At 73.1% G+C, this 14983-nt stretch carries 14 protein-coding genes; 9 read left to right on the forward strand and 5 right to left on the reverse strand.

The genetic code is table 11. The annotated features are described in order from the left end of the window. Positions 1 to 298: 298 nt before the first annotated feature. Positions 299 to 709, reverse strand: coding sequence for a DUF4307 domain-containing protein (locus IF01_RS0131795; RefSeq protein WP_030397060.1), 411 nt, complete (start codon positions 707 to 709; stop codon positions 299 to 301). Between the two features lie 237 nt (positions 710 to 946). On the opposite strand from IF01_RS0131795, the gene mca reads away from it, so the two are divergent. The 5 genes from mca (at position 947) to IF01_RS0131820 (ending at position 6048) form a co-directional block, all read left to right on the forward strand. Beyond that, positions 947 to 1852, forward strand: a complete 906-nt coding sequence (gene mca / locus IF01_RS0131800) for a mycothiol conjugate amidase Mca (RefSeq protein ID WP_051741248.1) — start codon at positions 947 to 949, stop codon at positions 1850 to 1852. A 49-nt stretch (positions 1853 to 1901) separates the two neighbouring features. After that, on the forward strand, positions 1902 to 2093 hold the full coding sequence (locus IF01_RS44495; RefSeq protein ID WP_030307612.1) for a hypothetical protein: 192 nt from the start codon (positions 1902 to 1904) through the stop codon (positions 2091 to 2093). A 42-nt stretch (positions 2094 to 2135) separates the two neighbouring features. Beyond that, positions 2136 to 4202, forward strand: coding sequence for a thioredoxin domain-containing protein (locus IF01_RS0131810; protein ID WP_030397062.1), 2067 nt, complete (start codon positions 2136 to 2138; stop codon positions 4200 to 4202). Between the two features lie 96 nt (positions 4203 to 4298). Then, positions 4299 to 5171: a GNAT family N-acetyltransferase gene (locus IF01_RS0131815; RefSeq protein WP_030397063.1), complete on the forward strand. Its 873-nt coding sequence runs from the start codon at positions 4299 to 4301 to the stop codon at positions 5169 to 5171. Between the two features lie 112 nt (positions 5172 to 5283). Beyond that, the gene (locus IF01_RS0131820) at positions 5284 to 6048 is read left to right on the forward strand and encodes a sterol desaturase family protein (RefSeq protein ID WP_063764345.1); all 765 of its coding nucleotides are present in this window, start codon (positions 5284 to 5286) and stop codon (positions 6046 to 6048) included. Between the two features lie 46 nt (positions 6049 to 6094). Here the strand turns inward: IF01_RS0131820 and IF01_RS0131825 are convergent, their stop codons facing one another. Continuing rightward, entirely contained in the window at positions 6095 to 7027 is a 933-nt protein-coding gene (locus IF01_RS0131825) for a hypothetical protein (RefSeq protein WP_030397065.1), read from the reverse strand. Positions 7028 to 7290: 263 nt separating this feature from the next. Here IF01_RS0131825 and IF01_RS0131830 point away from each other — a divergent pair, with 263 nt between their 5' ends. Then, entirely contained in the window at positions 7291 to 7953 is a 663-nt protein-coding gene (locus tag IF01_RS0131830; RefSeq protein ID WP_030397066.1) for a papain-like cysteine protease family protein, read from the forward strand. Positions 7954 to 7961: 8 nt separating this feature from the next. Beyond that, the gene (locus tag IF01_RS0131835; RefSeq protein ID WP_030397067.1) at positions 7962 to 8834 is read left to right on the forward strand and encodes a hypothetical protein; all 873 of its coding nucleotides are present in this window, start codon (positions 7962 to 7964) and stop codon (positions 8832 to 8834) included. A gap of 64 nt (positions 8835 to 8898) precedes the next feature. Here IF01_RS0131835 and IF01_RS0131840 read toward each other — a convergent pair whose 3' ends face one another. Then, positions 8899 to 9555 carry a TetR family transcriptional regulator gene (locus IF01_RS0131840; RefSeq protein WP_030397068.1) on the reverse strand — a complete coding sequence of 219 codons (657 nt, stop codon included), beginning with the start codon at positions 9553 to 9555 and terminating at the stop codon, positions 8899 to 8901. A gap of 8 nt (positions 9556 to 9563) precedes the next feature. Further along, positions 9564 to 11210: an MFS transporter gene (locus IF01_RS0131845; RefSeq protein WP_051756605.1), complete on the reverse strand. Its 1647-nt coding sequence runs from the start codon at positions 11208 to 11210 to the stop codon at positions 9564 to 9566. Between the two features lie 309 nt (positions 11211 to 11519). On the opposite strand from IF01_RS0131845, the gene IF01_RS0131850 reads away from it, so the two are divergent. Then, positions 11520 to 12059 (forward strand): hypothetical protein, encoded by a 540-nt coding sequence (locus tag IF01_RS0131850; RefSeq protein WP_030397070.1) that lies wholly within the window; start codon positions 11520 to 11522, stop codon positions 12057 to 12059. On the opposite strand, the gene trhA is transcribed toward IF01_RS0131850, so the two are convergent. Next, positions 12030 to 12713, reverse strand: a complete 684-nt coding sequence (gene trhA, locus IF01_RS0131855) for a PAQR family membrane homeostasis protein TrhA (RefSeq protein ID WP_030397071.1) — start codon at positions 12711 to 12713, stop codon at positions 12030 to 12032. The genes IF01_RS0131850 and trhA overlap by 30 nt on opposite strands. 275 nt (positions 12714 to 12988) lie before the next feature. Here trhA and IF01_RS0131860 point away from each other — a divergent pair, with 275 nt between their 5' ends. Beyond that, entirely contained in the window at positions 12989 to 14815 is a 1827-nt protein-coding gene (locus tag IF01_RS0131860; protein ID WP_030397072.1) for a phosphoenolpyruvate carboxykinase (GTP), read from the forward strand. Positions 14816 to 14983: the final 168 nt, after the last annotated feature.

Raw genomic sequence — 14983 nt, forward strand, 5'->3', positions numbered from 1 at the left:
CTGATAACGGTCTTAACTACAAAGCAACGCCCGCTCCCGTACCAGCTGGTGCGGAAGGGGCGAAACCACGAGCCTAACAACTCCTGCCGACAATCGGGAGGGTCGTTGGCGCGTCATTGACGGTGGCGTTGCGCCGGGGTGTACAGGACCGGTGGGCGGGACTCCCCTACGGATGCCCGCCCGTCCGGACGAATATGCGCCGACCACCGGGCCGGCCGCCACCGGATTCCCGGGGCGGGCGGGACCGGAATCCCGGGCGGGTCGGCCTTGCCCCCGGCGCGTTCCGTCACCCGGAGGGCTAGGCGGGCGTACAGCCCAGCAGCTCGGCCGTGGTGCCCCGGGCGGTGGTCCGCAGACTGACCACCGCGTCGTAGCCGGTGCCCGACGCGGGAACGGGGAAGTCGGCGACGCCGACCACCGCGCCGTCCTCGCCCTGCGAGCGGACGGTGCAGCTGCCGGCCGTGCCCTCGGTCTTGCGCACCGCCAGGTGCAGCTGGAGCTCGCTGTCCGAGACCGCCTGGAAGGTCGGCACGGTGCCGTTGATCCGGGTCTCCCGGATCAGGTACGAGCCGCCCAGCCAGGCGATCAGGCCCAGCAGCAGCACCCCGCAGACCGCGCCGATCACCTTGAGCCGGCGGTCGGTCTCGCGGTCGCCGCGCCGCCCGTAGCGCCCCTCGGGGAGCCGCGGGGTCCGGGTGCCAGCACTCATGGGGCTCAGTCCTCTCGTGAGGAGGAGGCCGCGCGGGTGGTGCGGGGGAATGCGGGGCTCCTCCAGTCCGTCACTATAGGAGGGGCACGCCCGCGGCCGGTCCGGCGGGGGCGGGGCTCGGCCGTGTCGCGCCGTGCGCGGCGGCCGCTCCCGCGTGACGCGGCCCCGAGAGCGGCTCGGACGGTGGGCAGACCGGATAGCGCCGGACGCCCGGACTTTGTGGAAGGAACGCACGCGTTGAGTGAGCAGTTGCGACTGATGGCGGTGCACGCACACCCGGACGACGAGTCCAGCAAGGGCGCGGCGACCATGGCCATGTACGTCGACCAGGGGGTGGACGTGCTGGTGGCCACCTGCACCGGGGGGGAACGCGGTTCGGTCCTCAACCCGAAGCTGCAGGGCAAGCCGGAGATCGAGGAGAACATCCACGAGGTACGGCGCAAGGAGATGGACGAGGCCCGCGCGATCCTCGGGGTCAAGCAGGCATGGCTGGGCTTCGTGGACTCGGGCCTGCCCGAGGGCGACCCGCTGCCCCCGCTGCCCGAGGGCTGCTTCGGCCTCCAGGACGTCAAGGAGGCGGCCGAACCCCTGGTCCGCCTGATCCGGGAGTTCAAGCCGCAGGTCATCACGACCTACGACGAGAACGGCGGCTACCCGCACCCCGACCACATCATGACCCACAAGATCACCATGGCGGCCTTCGACGCCGCCGGGGACCCCGACGCCTACCCCGAGGCCGGCGAGCCCTGGCAGCCGCTGAAGCTCTACTACAACCACGGCTTCCCGATGGGCCGGATCCGCGCCCTGCACAAGTACCTCAGCGAGAACGGCCACGAGTCGCCCTACGGCGAGTGGATCGCCGGCTGGGAGAAGAGCGGCCGCAAGGAGCGCGAGATCACCACCCGGGTCCGCTGCGACGACTGGTTCGAGACCCGGGACCGCGCGCTGATCGCGCACGCCACCCAGATCGACCCGGACGGCCCGTGGTTCCGCGTCCCGCTGGAGGTCCAGCGCGAGGTGTGGCCCACCGAGGACTACGAGCTCGCCCGTACCCTGGTCGACGTGGACCTGCCGGAGGACGACCTGTTCGCCGGTCTGCGTACCCCCAGCCTGACGGCCGAGTCGGCCGACACGCGGGACTGAAGCACCCCCCGACGGCCCGGCTCCCCGTGAGCCGGGCCACCATAGAGATATGAGTGCCCCCGTGAACCTCACCCACCTCGCCGCCGAGCTCGCCGTCGACGACGCCAAGGTCACCCCCGGCCTGCTGGGCTTCGTCGTCTTCGCCGCCCTCGGCGTGGCCACCTGGTTCCTGGCCAAGTCGATGAACCGCCAGTTCAAGAAGGTCGACTTCGCCGAGGAGCCGGAGGCCCCGAAGGAGTGAGGTCCGGCCCCCTCCCGGGCGCCGATGCGCAAGGATGGGGGCATGCCGAACCGCCTCGCCGACGCCACCTCGCCGTACCTGCAGCAGCACGCCGACAACCCGGTCGACTGGTGGCCGTGGGGACCGGAGGCCTTCGCCGAGGCGGAGCGCCGCGGCGTACCGGTACTGCTGAGCGTCGGGTACGCCGCCTGCCACTGGTGCCATGTGATGGCCCACGAGTCCTTCGAGGACGACGGCACGGCGGCGTACCTCAACGAGCGGTTCGTCGCCGTCAAGGTCGACCGGGAGGAGCGCCCGGACGTCGACGCCGTCTACATGGAGGCGGTCCAGGCGGCGACCGGGCAGGGCGGCTGGCCGATGACCGTCTTCCTGACGCCCGGGAAGGAGCCGTTCTACTTCGGCACCTACTTCCCGCCCGAGCCCCGGCACGGCATGCCCTCGTTCCGGCAGGTGCTGGAGGGCGTGCACGCGGCCTGGCGGGACCGCCGGGACGAGGTCGGCGAGGTCGCCGGGCGGATCCGGGCCGATCTGGCCGAGCGGGCCTCCGTGTACGCGGTCGGCAGCGGGGTGCACACGCCGCCCGGGGAGGCCGAGCTGCACGAGGCGCTGGTCGGGCTCAGCCGTGATTTCGACGAGCGGCACGGCGGCTTCGGCGGGGCGCCCAAGTTCCCGCCGGCCATGGTGATCGAGTACCTGCTGCGCCACCACGCCAGGACCGGCTCCGAGGCGGCGCTGGAGATGGCCGTCCGCACCGGCGAGGCGATGGCCCGCGGCGGCATCCACGACCAGCTCGGCGGCGGCTTCTCCCGGTACGCGGTGGACGCCCGCTGGGTGGTACCGCACTTCGAGAAGATGCTCTACGACAACGCGCTGCTGCTCCGCGCGTACCTGCACCTGTGGCGCGCGACCGGCTCCCCGCTGGCCCGCCGGACGGCGCTCTCCACGGCGGACTTCCTGCTGCGCGAACTGCGCACCCCCGAGGGCGCGTTCGCCTCCGCGCTGGACGCCGACAGCCTCGACGAGGAGACCGGCGCCAGCAGCGAGGGCGCCTACTACGTCTGGGAGCCGGGCCAGTTGGTCGACCTGCTCGGTCCGGCCGACGCGGCCACCGCCGCCCGGCTGTTCTCGGTCACCGCCGAGGGCACCTTCGAGCACGGCACCTCCGTGCTCCAGCTCCTCGCCGACCCCGAGGACCCCGCCGAGTACGAGGCGATCAGGGCGCGCCTGCTGGCGGCCCGCGCGGAGCGCCCGGCGCCCGCCCGGGACGACAAGGTGGTCGCCGCCTGGAACGGCCTCGCGATCGCCGCCCTCGCCGAGACCGGCGCCCTGCTGGACCGCCCCGACCTGGTCGCCGCCGCCGAACGCGCCGCCGACCTGCTGCTCGCCGTCCACCTCACGCCCGACGGCCGGCTGCTGCGCACCTCCCGCGACGGCCGCCCCGGCGCCAACGCGGGGGTGCTGGAGGACTACGCCGACACCGCCGAGGGCTTCCTCGCGCTGTACGCCGTCACCGGCGAGGCGGAGTGGCTCCAGCTGGCCGGCGGGCTGCTCGACACGGTGCTCAAGCACTTCGCCGACGAGGCGACCGGCGCCCTCTACGACACCGCCGACGACGCCGAGGAACTGATCCGGCGCCCGCAGGACCCGACCGACAACGCGACCCCGTCCGGCTGGACCGCCGCCGCGAACGCGCTGCTCGGCTACGCCGCCTACACCGGTTCGGAGCGCCACCGGACCGCCGCCGAGCGGGCGCTCGGCATCGTCGGGGCGCTTGCCCCCCGCGCGCCCCGGTTCGTCGGCTGGGGCCTGGCCGCCGCCGAGGCGCTGGCCGACGGGCCGCGCGAGGTCGCGGTGATCGGTCCGGCCGGCGACCCGGCGACGGCCGCGCTGCGCCGGACCGCGCTGCTGGGCACCGCGCCCGGCGCGGTGGTCGCGTTCGGCGAGCCGGGCGCGGGCAGCGACGACGTCCCGCTGCTGGCCGGCCGACCGCTGGTCGACGGCGCGCCCGCCGCGTACGTCTGCCGCCACTTCACCTGCGACGCCCCGACCACCGACCCGGCTGTGCTCGCCACCCGGCTGGGCGCGCTCCAGGACGTGCCCGGCCAGTAGAAGAGCGGCAATAGAAGAGCGGCAGCAGAGGAGCAGCAGCAGAGCGGCAGTGGAAATGCGGTGGTGGGAGGCGCGGGAGCCGGGGGAGCATGGGACATGCCCTGGACCATCAGCAGCTCCCTCGACGACTTCCGCGCCCGGGCCGGCGGGTTCCTCGCCGCGCACCCGGCCGAGAACACCGTCCTGCTCACGATCACCGACCGGTTGGCGGCGCGCGGCCCGCACTACTACGGCGACGGCGTGCCGGTGTTCGGCTGGTGGAGCGCCGAGCCGGACGGGCCGGTCGCCGGTGCCTTCCTGCGGACGCCGCCGTTCACCCCGCGGCTGGGGCTGATGCCGGAATCGGCCGCGGCCGAACTGGCCGCCGAACTGGCCACCGAGCCGGCCGCCCGGCCGGCCGGGTCCGCGACGCTCACCGGAGTGGCCGGCGGTGCGCCCGCGACGCTGGCCTTCGGGGCCGCCTGGGCCGAGGCCACCGGCACCACGAGCACCGTCAGGACGAACGAACGGCTCTACCGGCTCGGCGAGTTGGCCGATCCGCCGCGTCCGCCGTCCGGCCGGTCCCGGCTCGCCGGAGCGGCCGACCGCGAGCTGCTGATCCGCTGGTTCGCCGAGTTCGCCGACGAGGTGGACATCCGGATACCCAACCTCGCGACGGTGGTGGACGACCGGACCGCCGCCGGCCAGCTGCACCTGTGGGAGGACGGCGGGCGGCCGGTCGCGGTGGCGGGGGCCAGCGCGGTGATCGCCGGGATGTCGCGGATCGGCCCGGTCTACACCCCGGGCGACGCCCGGGGCCGGGGCTACGCCAGCGGCGTCACGGCGGCCGCCTCGGCCGCCGCCCTCGCCCGGGGTGCGGCGGAGGTGCTGCTCTACACCGACCTCGCCAATCCGACCAGCAACTCGATCTACCAGCAGATCGGTTACCGGCCGGTGGAGGACTGTGTGGAGCTGGCCTTCGGCGACTGAGGCTCGCCTGCCGCCGCCCGACAGCTGCGGGAGCGGGAACCACCGGCGCCGGGCCGGCGTCGGACCGGTGGGGCAGGGCAGGGCAGGGCAGGCGGGCGGAGGGGGCGCGACGGTGGACGCGGTACTCGCACGGGCGGCCCGGCTGGGGCCGCTGGAGGCGGCGGTCGGAGCACTGGCCGGCAACCTCGCGCTGTTCGTGGTGGCCCTGCTGGTCGGGGGCTGGCTGGTCCGCCGCTTCGGCGACCGGCGGCTGACCCCGGCCCCCGCGCCGCCGGAAGGCCGGGAACGGCTGCTGACGGTGGTCGCGGTGCTGCTCAACTCGGCCCTGGGGCTGGTCGGTTGGCTGCTCTGGCGAGCCGGTCCGATCCGGCTCACCGCGGGCACCGGGCCGCGGGCGCTGGCCGATCTGCTGCTGTTCTCGCTGGTGATGGACGCGCTGATGTACGGCGGCCACTGGCTGGCCCACCGCCGTCGGCTCTACCGGCTGGCGCACGAGCTGCACCACGCCTACCCGGACCCGCGCCCGGCCACCCTGTTCGTGCTGCACCCGCTGGAGGTGCTGGGTTTCGGCGGGGCCTGGATCGCAGTGCTCTGCCTCTGGCCGGGGATGTCCGCCGCGGCGCTGGCCGGTTACATCGGCGTCAATCTGGTCTTCGGTCTGCTCGGGCACCTCGGGGTGGAGCCGTTCCCGGTCCGGGTCCGGCGGCTGCCGGTGTTCCGCTGGGTGGCGCTGCCGATGTTCCATGTCGGCCACCACCATGACCCCTCGGTCAACCTGGGCTTCTACACCACGGTCTGGGACCGGTTGTTCGGCACCGTCGACCCTCGCTACGACGCCCGCCGACTGGCGTCGGACCCCGGCCGGTACGACCAGTAGCCGCCGGTGCCGGGTCGGGGCCGGCGCCGGGGTCGGTGCGGTCCGGCTACTCCCAGTCCCAGCTGATGCCCAGGAGGCAGGGCCGCAGGGCGGTCGCGACCAGATGGACGCAGTGGTGGCCGTCGAGGGTCAGCTCCTCGGTCTCGTAGGGCCGTTCGGCGGGGGAGCGGCGGGCGAAGCGGTGGCAGCGGACGGGGAGCGCCGCGGGGTGGAAGGTGATCTGGAGGACGTACTGCCCGGCGCCCGAGTTGAAGCCCCGGACGTACTCGCAGCTGGGGGTGGGGGACGGGGCGTCGTCGAAGCCGTAGCCGAGCAGGTGGGTGTCGCCCGCGCGCAGCCGCCGGTCCAGCAGGAGTTCGGCGACCAGCAGGTCGTGGGCCTGGTCGCGGCGGATGCGGCCGGGGCGGCAGTTCTCCTCGGCGCGGACGCCGACCCGGGTGATGTCGCTGCCGGGGTCGCCCTGGTGGATGGCGAGGTAGCGGTCGATCCCGTCCCGGTGGGCGCGCAGGGCGTGCTGGGAGTCGCGGCGCCGCAGCTGGCGGTCGGCACCGATCCGGATCCGCTCGATGTGGGTGATGGTGTGCAGGCCGGTGTCGCGCGGGCTGGACAGCTCGGTGAGCAGGTCGTCGACGGCGGTGGCCGGGCTGATGAGGTCGCGGTAGGGGCGGACGGGCGGGCCGGCCGGCTCGGCGGGTGTGCCGCGCCGGGGGCCCAGCAGTCTGGTGAGGGAGTGCGCGGGGAGGTCCAGGACCCGCTCCAACTCCCGTACCGCGCGCAGCGACTCCGGCCGCTCGGGGCGGCGGTGGCCCTGCTGCCAGTAGCTGAGGCTGGTGACCCCGATGTGGACGCCGCGCAGCGCGAGGTGGTCGCGGACCCGGTGCAGGGCGAGGCCCCGGACGGCGATGGCGGTGCGCAGGGCGAGGTGGAACGGGCCGGTCCGCAGCGCGGTGGCGAGGTCGGGGTGGTCGGTCCGCTGCATGCGGCCTCCTCGGGGGCGGACGGGGCTGGCCCGGTCGGTCGTGAATATTCACATGTGGAGGGGGGTTTGTCACCGGTCGGGGCGTGACTGGCTGGGGTTCCCGGGCCGGCGTTCACAACGGGGCGGGTGCGTTCACACCCGGTGGAAGGGGCTCCGAGGGGCGTTGACCGGCCATGTCAACAGCGCGATGCTCGGTGGCGCGATCCGGACCGCACCCCCACACCTCTCGACTCCTCTGCCTGTCGCAAGGAGGACAATCCCCCATGTCAGTCGCACGGACACGCCTGCGTCGCACCGTCTCGGTGCTCGCACTCGGCGTCCTCGGCCCGGCGCTCAGCGTCGCGGCCGTCACGCCGGCCCAGGCCACCCCCACGGCCTCGTCCGCCTCCGTCCAGGCCCAGCGGGTACAGCCCGCGGCCGCAGGTGCCACGGCCGATCTGGCCGGCACCTTCAAGAAGCTCAACATCACCATGCAGCAGCAACAGCAGACCAACTGGTGCTGGGCGGCGAGCGGCAACACCATCGCCACCTGGTACGGCTACACCTACAGCCAGAACCAGTTCTGCAACGCCGCGTTCGGCCGTTCGACCAACTCCAGCTGCCCCAACAGCCAGGCCACGCTGGGCGATGTGCAGAACGGCCTGAGCTGGGTCGGCATCAACCCGGGCTCCTACGTCACCGGCTATCTGCGCTACAGCACGGTGCAGACCGAGGTGAACGCCAACCGGCCGATCGAGACCCGGATCCAGTGGAGTTCCGGCGGCGGCCACATGCACGTGGTCTACGGGTTCGACACCTCCAACAACTGGGTCTACTGGGGCGACCCGTGGCCGTCCAACACCCGTTACAACTGGGCGGACTACAACTACTACGTGTCGAACGGCACGTTCTCCTGGACCCACTCCCTGTACCGGATCGGCGCGTGAGGGGCGACATGAGCAGCATGCGTGATGCCGCGGCCGTCCGCGGCGCGACGGTCGTCCTGCTGGCCGCCGGCCTCGGCCTGGCCCTCGCCCCGGCCGCCTCCGCGGCCGGATCCGGCGGGGTGCCCGAGCCGGTGCCCGCGGCGGAGCTGGCCCAGGCCCGCGGCGCGGTGCAGAGTCCGGCGGTGCTGGACCAGGTGGGCCGGTTCTTCGCCCGCAAGGGCGCCCCGTCGACCGGGCAGCTGACGGTCGGGGCGGCCGAGGAGGCTTCGGGTGCGGCCGCCGCCGCGCCCAGGCTGGCCGGTGACACCGTGCCGGTCTACCTGCTGGACGCGGACTTCGTGTCCGGCGCCCCGGGCGCCCCGGTGGCCCGGGCCGAGTTCACCGCGAGCAAGGTGGTCGCGGCGGACGGCCGGATCGCCTCGGTCTGGACGGTCAAGCAGAACGGCGGCTGGCGGGTCGTCAACATCGCCACCGGCGGCGACGAGAGCGACTACGCGGCGCGGGCGGCGGCCGGCGGTGGCGGCACGGCGTTCCGCGAGCCGCAGATCAACGCCTGGTACGTGCTGCGGGACGGCCGGGTGCTGCCGCTGGACGACGAGGCGCGCCGCTCGGTGGGCGAGGCCGGGGTGAGCCTGGCCTCGTACCAGGGGCTGGTCCGGCAGCGGTACGGCGACAAGCTGCCCGGCTCGGCGTACGACCGGGCGGGCAAGGGCGGCGGCTACGAGCCCGGCGCCCAGCAGGCCGCCGGTGCACCGGTGAACGGCGGCAGCGCGCTGCCGGCCGTGACGGCGGTCGCGGCCCTGGGCGTCACCGCGCTCGCGGGCGCGGGCCTGGCGCTCCGGCGGCGGGCGGCGGTGCGCTCGGCGGATCCGCGCGGCTAGCGGATCGGCCCGGACGGCGGACCGGCGGCGGGGCGTTGAGCCCGGCCGCCGGTCCTGCCGTGCGTCACGCCTCGCTGAACCCGTCCTCCAGGATCGCGAAGGTGCGGTGGACGAGTTCGACGATGTCCTCGGTGCCGCCGCCCTCGGCCCACTGCAGCACGGTCTCGGTGGTGGCGCCGCCGATCGCGGCGGCGATGATCCGCATCGCGTAGGTGGGCTCCCGCACCCCGGCCCGCCGGGTCAACGCGGTGAGGTAGAGCTGCTGGGACTCATTGCCGCTGTCGATCATCCGGGCGCGCAGCGCGGGCACGTCCTTGGTCAGCCGCATCCGGACGAGCAGTTCCTCGCGCTCGTGCTCCAGCAGCTGCCGCAGCAGCCCGATCAGGGCCTCCCGGCAGGACCGCAGGAACGGTTCGTCGGCGGGGCGGGCGAGCAGGGCGTCGATCATCGCCGGGTCGTACTCGTCGGTGAGGACGAGGTCCTCCTTGGTGGCGAAGTACCGGAAGAAGGTGGACGGGGAGACCTCGGCGGCGGCCGCGATCTGGTCGACCGTGGTGTTCTCGTAGCCCTGCTCGGCGATCAGCCGGTAGGCCTCGCGCCGGATGGTCTGGCGGGTCTTCAGCTTCTTCCGCTCGCGCAGCGACAACGGCGCCTCCAGCATCGCCTGGATCGGGTTGCCCGTTCCGGCCGGAGGTGCCGTTGCCGACTGCGGTGCGCTCATGTCTTCGATTATCCGTGATCGGTCGCGGGCACGACGGCCTGCCCGGGCTCTCCCGGTTCCCCGGCGGGCGCGGCCGCTCCGGCGGCGGCACTCCCGGCCCCGGCACCCCCGGCGGCGGCCGGCTCCTGCTGGGCGGTGGCCCTGGCGGGTTCGGTGGCCGGCATCCGCAGCGCCACGAGCACCGCCGACAGCACCGCGATCACCCCCGAGACCAGCAGCACGACCGTCATCCCGTGCACATAGGCACCGTGCGCCGAGGCGGCCAGGGCGGGGTCGCCGGTCGCGGCGGCGACCGCGTCGGCGGCGACCACCGAGCGTCCGGCCCGTTCGGCCGCGCCCGCCGCGAGCCCGCCGGTGTCCAGCGCCCCCCGGTAGGAGTCGGCCAGCAGGCTGCCGAACACGGCCACCCCGATCGCGCCGCCGACCTGGCGGAAGGTCTGCAGCAGCCCCGAGCCGACGCCGGCCCGGGCGGGCGGCAGGGTGAGCAGGGCGGTGGCCTGCGCGGTGATCAGGGACAGGCCCATGCCGACCCCGAGCAGGGTGAGCCAGACCGCGGCGAGGGCGTAGCCGTCCGAGACCTCGGTGCGGCTGCCGATCAGCAGCGCGCCGGCCAGCAGGGCCAGCCCGAGCACGATCACGGCCCGGGGGCCGGTCCGGGCGACCAGCCGGTCGCTCAGCCGGGCGGCCACCATCAGGCCGAGCATCATCGGCATCAGCCGCAGACCGGTGCCGAAGGCGTCGGCGCCGAGGACGCTCTGGAAGTACAGCGGGAGGACGAAGAAGGCACCGAACAGGACCAGTGACACCAGCGTCGCGGCCACCGTCGACCAGCGGAAGCCGCCGTCGGCGAGCAGGGCCAGATCGAGCATCGGGGCCTGTTGCCGCCGGCTGCGCAGCACCAGCGCGGTGAGCGCGACCAGCGCGCCGCCGACCGTGCCGAGCACCAGCGGGTCGCTCCAGCCGCGCTCGGGGCTCTCGATGATGCCGTAGGTGAGCGCGGCCAGTCCGCCCGCGCCGAGCAGGGTGGCGGGCAGGTCGATCCGGGGTGCGGCCGGGTTGCGGGTCTCCGGCAGCAGCAGGGTGCAGGCGGTGATGCCGATCACGACCAGCGGCAGGTTGATCGCGAAGATCGCGCCCCACCAGAAGTGCTGGAGCAGGAAGCCGCCGATCAGCGGGCCGAGCGGGGTGCCGACGGCCAGCGCGGCGGCCAGGATCGCGGTGGCGCGGCGCTGCTCGGCGGGCGGGAAGAGGCCGGGGATCACGGCCATGGACATCGGCATGACGAGGGCGCCGGCCAGGCCCATCGCGGCCCGGGCGGCGATCAGGGTGCCCGGGCTGTCGGCCAGCATGCCGACGGCCGAGGCGAGGCCGAACAGGCCGAGGCCCAGGGTGAGGGTGAAGCGGCGGCCGAAGCGGTCGCCGATCAGCCCGGCCGGGAGCATCACGGCGGCGAACACCACGGTGTAGGAGTCGACGATCCACTGCTGCTGCCCGGTGGTGGCCTGGAGCTGCGAGGCGAGCGTGGGCAGGGCCACGTTCAGGACCGTCATGTCGAAGCTGATCACGAGGACGCTGAGTGCGACCGCGACGAGGGCGAGCCAGCGCCGCGGGTCCGGCCCGGGTGGGGCCGCCTGGTCGGTGGGCGGGGTGGACACGGGAACCTCCGGGGCCTGCAAAGGGGAGTCTCTGTCAAATGACAGTAACTCCCAGAATATGGGCGCCCGTCAATGCCGAATCATGGTTCCGAATCGACTACTCTCCGTGATGTGTCCTGGAAGTGCGCGTTCCGCACGGGGAATTGACGCAACGTTGATCTGTCGTTCGCCGCCTTTGGGCGGTTACGGGTGACTGTCGGTAGATACCATGTGGCCGTCGGTCAGTGCGGACCGGTGCGTGCCGAGAGCGGAGAAGGGGTGGGGCGGCACGGGCCGACCACGAGCCCGGCGCAGGAAGGGGAAGCCGAAATGGCCGATCGGGAGTCGGGTGCCCAGATCTGGGGCGCCGCAGTGGTGGTTGCCTCGGCGCTGGCCGTGGTCGCGGCCTATCTGATCAACGGTGCCGCACTGGTGCTGCTGGTCGCCGGGGTCGAGGTGCTGCTGTTGATGGTGTACGTGGGCCGGCGCTGGCGGCTGCTCCGCCAGGCGCCCGAGCCGGACCGCCGGGCGGCGCCGAAGGGCCATCGGACGGCGGGCGGCACGGTGGACGCCGCGCACTGCGAGCGCTGCCGCCGGGCCCGGGAGGCGATCGACGCGCGGCAGGCCGGGCGCCAGCCGCGGACCCCGCACGCGTACGACCGTCACGACCACCACGACCGGTCGCGCGAGCGTCGGCGCGAGGGGCCGCGCGAGCACGGGTCGTACGAGCACGCGCCGCACGAGCGGGCGTCGCACGAGCGCCCGGTCCGGGAGTGGACAGCGGAACGGGCGGCCGTCCGGTCGCACGACCGGTCGACCGCCCGTCATGGGGCGCCGGGTTCAGCCGGCCGCGCTGTAGGCCACCAGTGAGACGCCGACGTACTGGGTGATGAAGGCCCCGAGGGTGAAGGCGTGGAACACCTCGTGGAAGCCGAACCAGCGGGGTGACGGGTCGGGCCGCTTGAGCCCGTACACCACGCCGCCGATGCTGTAGAGCACCCCGCCGACGATCATCAGCACTATCACCGCGACCCCGCCCGTGCGCAGGAAGTCCGGCAGGTAGAACACGGCGGCCCAGCCCAGCGCGATGTACACCGGCGTGTACAGCCAGCGCGGCGCGCCGACCCAGAAGACCCGGAACGCGATCCCCGCCAGCGCACCGCCCCAGACCGCCCAGAGCAGCACCTGCCGGGCGGCGCCGTCCAGCAGCAGGATGGTGAACGGCGTGTAGCTGCCGGCGATGATCAGGAAGATGTTCGCGTGGTCCAGCCGGCGCAGGATCGCGTCTCCGCGCGGGCCCCAGGTGAACCGGTGGTAGACCGCGCTGACCCCGAAGAGAAGCCAGGCGCTGACCGAGTAGATCGTGCACGCGACTCTCGGGGCCCCGGGTTCGGCCAGGCAGATCAGCACGATCCCGGCGGCCACGGTGGCGGGGAACATTCCGGCGTGCAGCCAACCGCGCCACTTCGGCTTGAGCGGCGCACGCTCCGCGCTCTCCAGGAGCTCAGCAGTCATGAGCCGCATGCTACCCGCTACCTACGGATCCGTAGGTTACCCACCCGTAGGAAGTGGCGCTCATCACGACTTGGACGTTTTGGAGCATTGGCGGAGGGGGTGGAGGGGGTGCGAGGCCCCTCGCAGTGCACTGCTACTGGCTGGTAATCATCCTTACTGTAGTAAAAGATGCGTCAACTTTGCCTTCTTGCCGCGTTCCGGCCCAAGGTGCGGAGCTACGCTGCAAGCACCCTCAACCCCCGCTACGCCGTCTCCCCGCCGGGATGGCGTGAAACGGAGCGATCGTGTCGAACGAGAACTCGGCTGCTCTCAGCGCCGCGCCGACCCGCCACCAGCGCCTGCTGGCGTGGGTGCGCGAGATCGCGGAGATCACCCAGCCGGACCGCGTCGAATGGTGCGACGGTTCCGAGGAGGAGTACCAGCGCCTCGCGGACCTGCTCGTCGCCCAGGGCACTTTCAAGAAGCTCAACGAGGACAAGCGACCCAACTCCTACTACGCCGCCTCCGACCCCACGGACGTGGCGCGGGTCGAGGACCGGACCTTCATCTGCTCCGAGCAGGAGAAGGACGCCGGCCCGACCAACCACTGGAAGGCCCCCGCCGAGATGCGGGAGATCTTCCAGGGCGAGCAGGGCCTGTTCCGCGGCGCCATGAAGGGCCGCACCATGTACGTCGTCCCGTTCTCGATGGGCCCGGTCGGCTCCCCGCTGGCCGCGTACGGCGTCGAGATCACCGACTCCGCCTACGTCGCGGTGTCGATGCGCGTGATGACCCGCATGGGCCGCGCGGTGCTGGACCAGCTCGGCGAGGACGGCGACTTCGTCAAGGCCGTGCACACCGTCGGCGCCCCGCTGGCCGAGGGCCAGGCGGACGTGCCGTGGCCGTGCAACAGCACCAAGTACATCTCGCACTTCCCGGAGAGCCGCGAGATCTGGTCCTTCGGCTCCGGCTACGGCGGCAACGCCCTGCTGGGCAAGAAGTGCTACGCGCTGCGCATCGCCTCGACCATGGCCCGCGACGAGGGCTGGCTGGCCGAGCACATGCTCATCCTGAAGCTCACCCCGCCGTCGGGCGAGGTCAAGTACGTGGCCGCCGCCTTCCCGTCGGCCTGCGGCAAGACCAACCTGGCGATGCTCCAGCCCACCGTCCCGGGCTGGAAGGTCGAGACGATCGGCGACGACATCGCCTGGATGCGCTTCGGCGCCGACGGCCGCCTGTACGCCATCAACCCCGAGGCCGGCTTCTTCGGCGTCGCGCCGGGCACCGGTGTCGACACCAACGCCAACGCGATCGACACCCTCTGGGGCAACACCGTCTTCACCAACGTCGCGCTCACCGACGACGGCGACGTGTGGTGGGAGGGCCTCACCGACGAGAAGCCGGCCCACCTGATCGACTGGCGGGGCGACGACTGGACGCCGGAGTCCGGCACCCCGGCGGCGCACCCGAATGCCCGCTTCGCCGTCCCGGCCGCGCAGTGCCCGACCATCGCCCCCGAGTGGGAGGACCCGGCGGGTGTGCCGATCTCGGCGATCCTGTTCGGCGGCCGCCGGGCCACCGCCGTGCCGCTGGTGACCGAGTCCCGCGACTGGCAGCACGGTGTCTTCCTGGGCGCCAACATCGCCTCCGAGAAGACCGCCGCCGCCGAGGGCACCGTCGGCGAGCTGCGTCGCGACCCGTTCGCGATGCTGCCGTTCTGCGGCTACAACATGGGCGACTACTTCGCCCACTGGCTGAAGATCGGCGCCGCGGCCGACGCCGCCAAGCTGCCGAAGATCTACTACGTGAACTGGTTCCGCAAGAACGCCGACGGCCAGTTCGTCTGGCCGGGCTACGGCGAGAACAGCCGCGTGCTCAAGTGGATCGTCGAGCGCCTGGAGGGCAAGGGCGAGGGCGTCGAGACCCCGATCGGCGTGCTGCCGACCGTCGAGGGCTTCGACCTGAACGGCCTGGAGCTGTCGAAGGAGGACCTCGACCTGCTCTTCACCGTCGACGCCGACATCTGGCGTCAGGAGGCCGCGCTCGTCCCCGCGCACCTGGAGATGTTCGGTGAGCACACGCCCACCGAGCTGTGGGACGAGTACCGAGACCTGGTCGCCCGCCTCGGCTGAGCCTGAGCCTCAGCAGGAGCGGTAGAGAGACCGGTGTGCCGCACGAAACGCGCACCGGTCAGCGACAGGACGGCCGGAGACCCGACGGACGATCTTTCCCCGACCAAGGAGATCGCCCGACCGGGACTCCGGCCGTAGCGTTTTTCCGAGTGCCCCGAGTGCCCCGAG

Source organism: Kitasatospora purpeofusca, assembly GCF_000718025.1.
Taxonomy (GTDB): domain Bacteria; phylum Actinomycetota; class Actinomycetes; order Streptomycetales; family Streptomycetaceae; genus Kitasatospora; species Kitasatospora purpeofusca.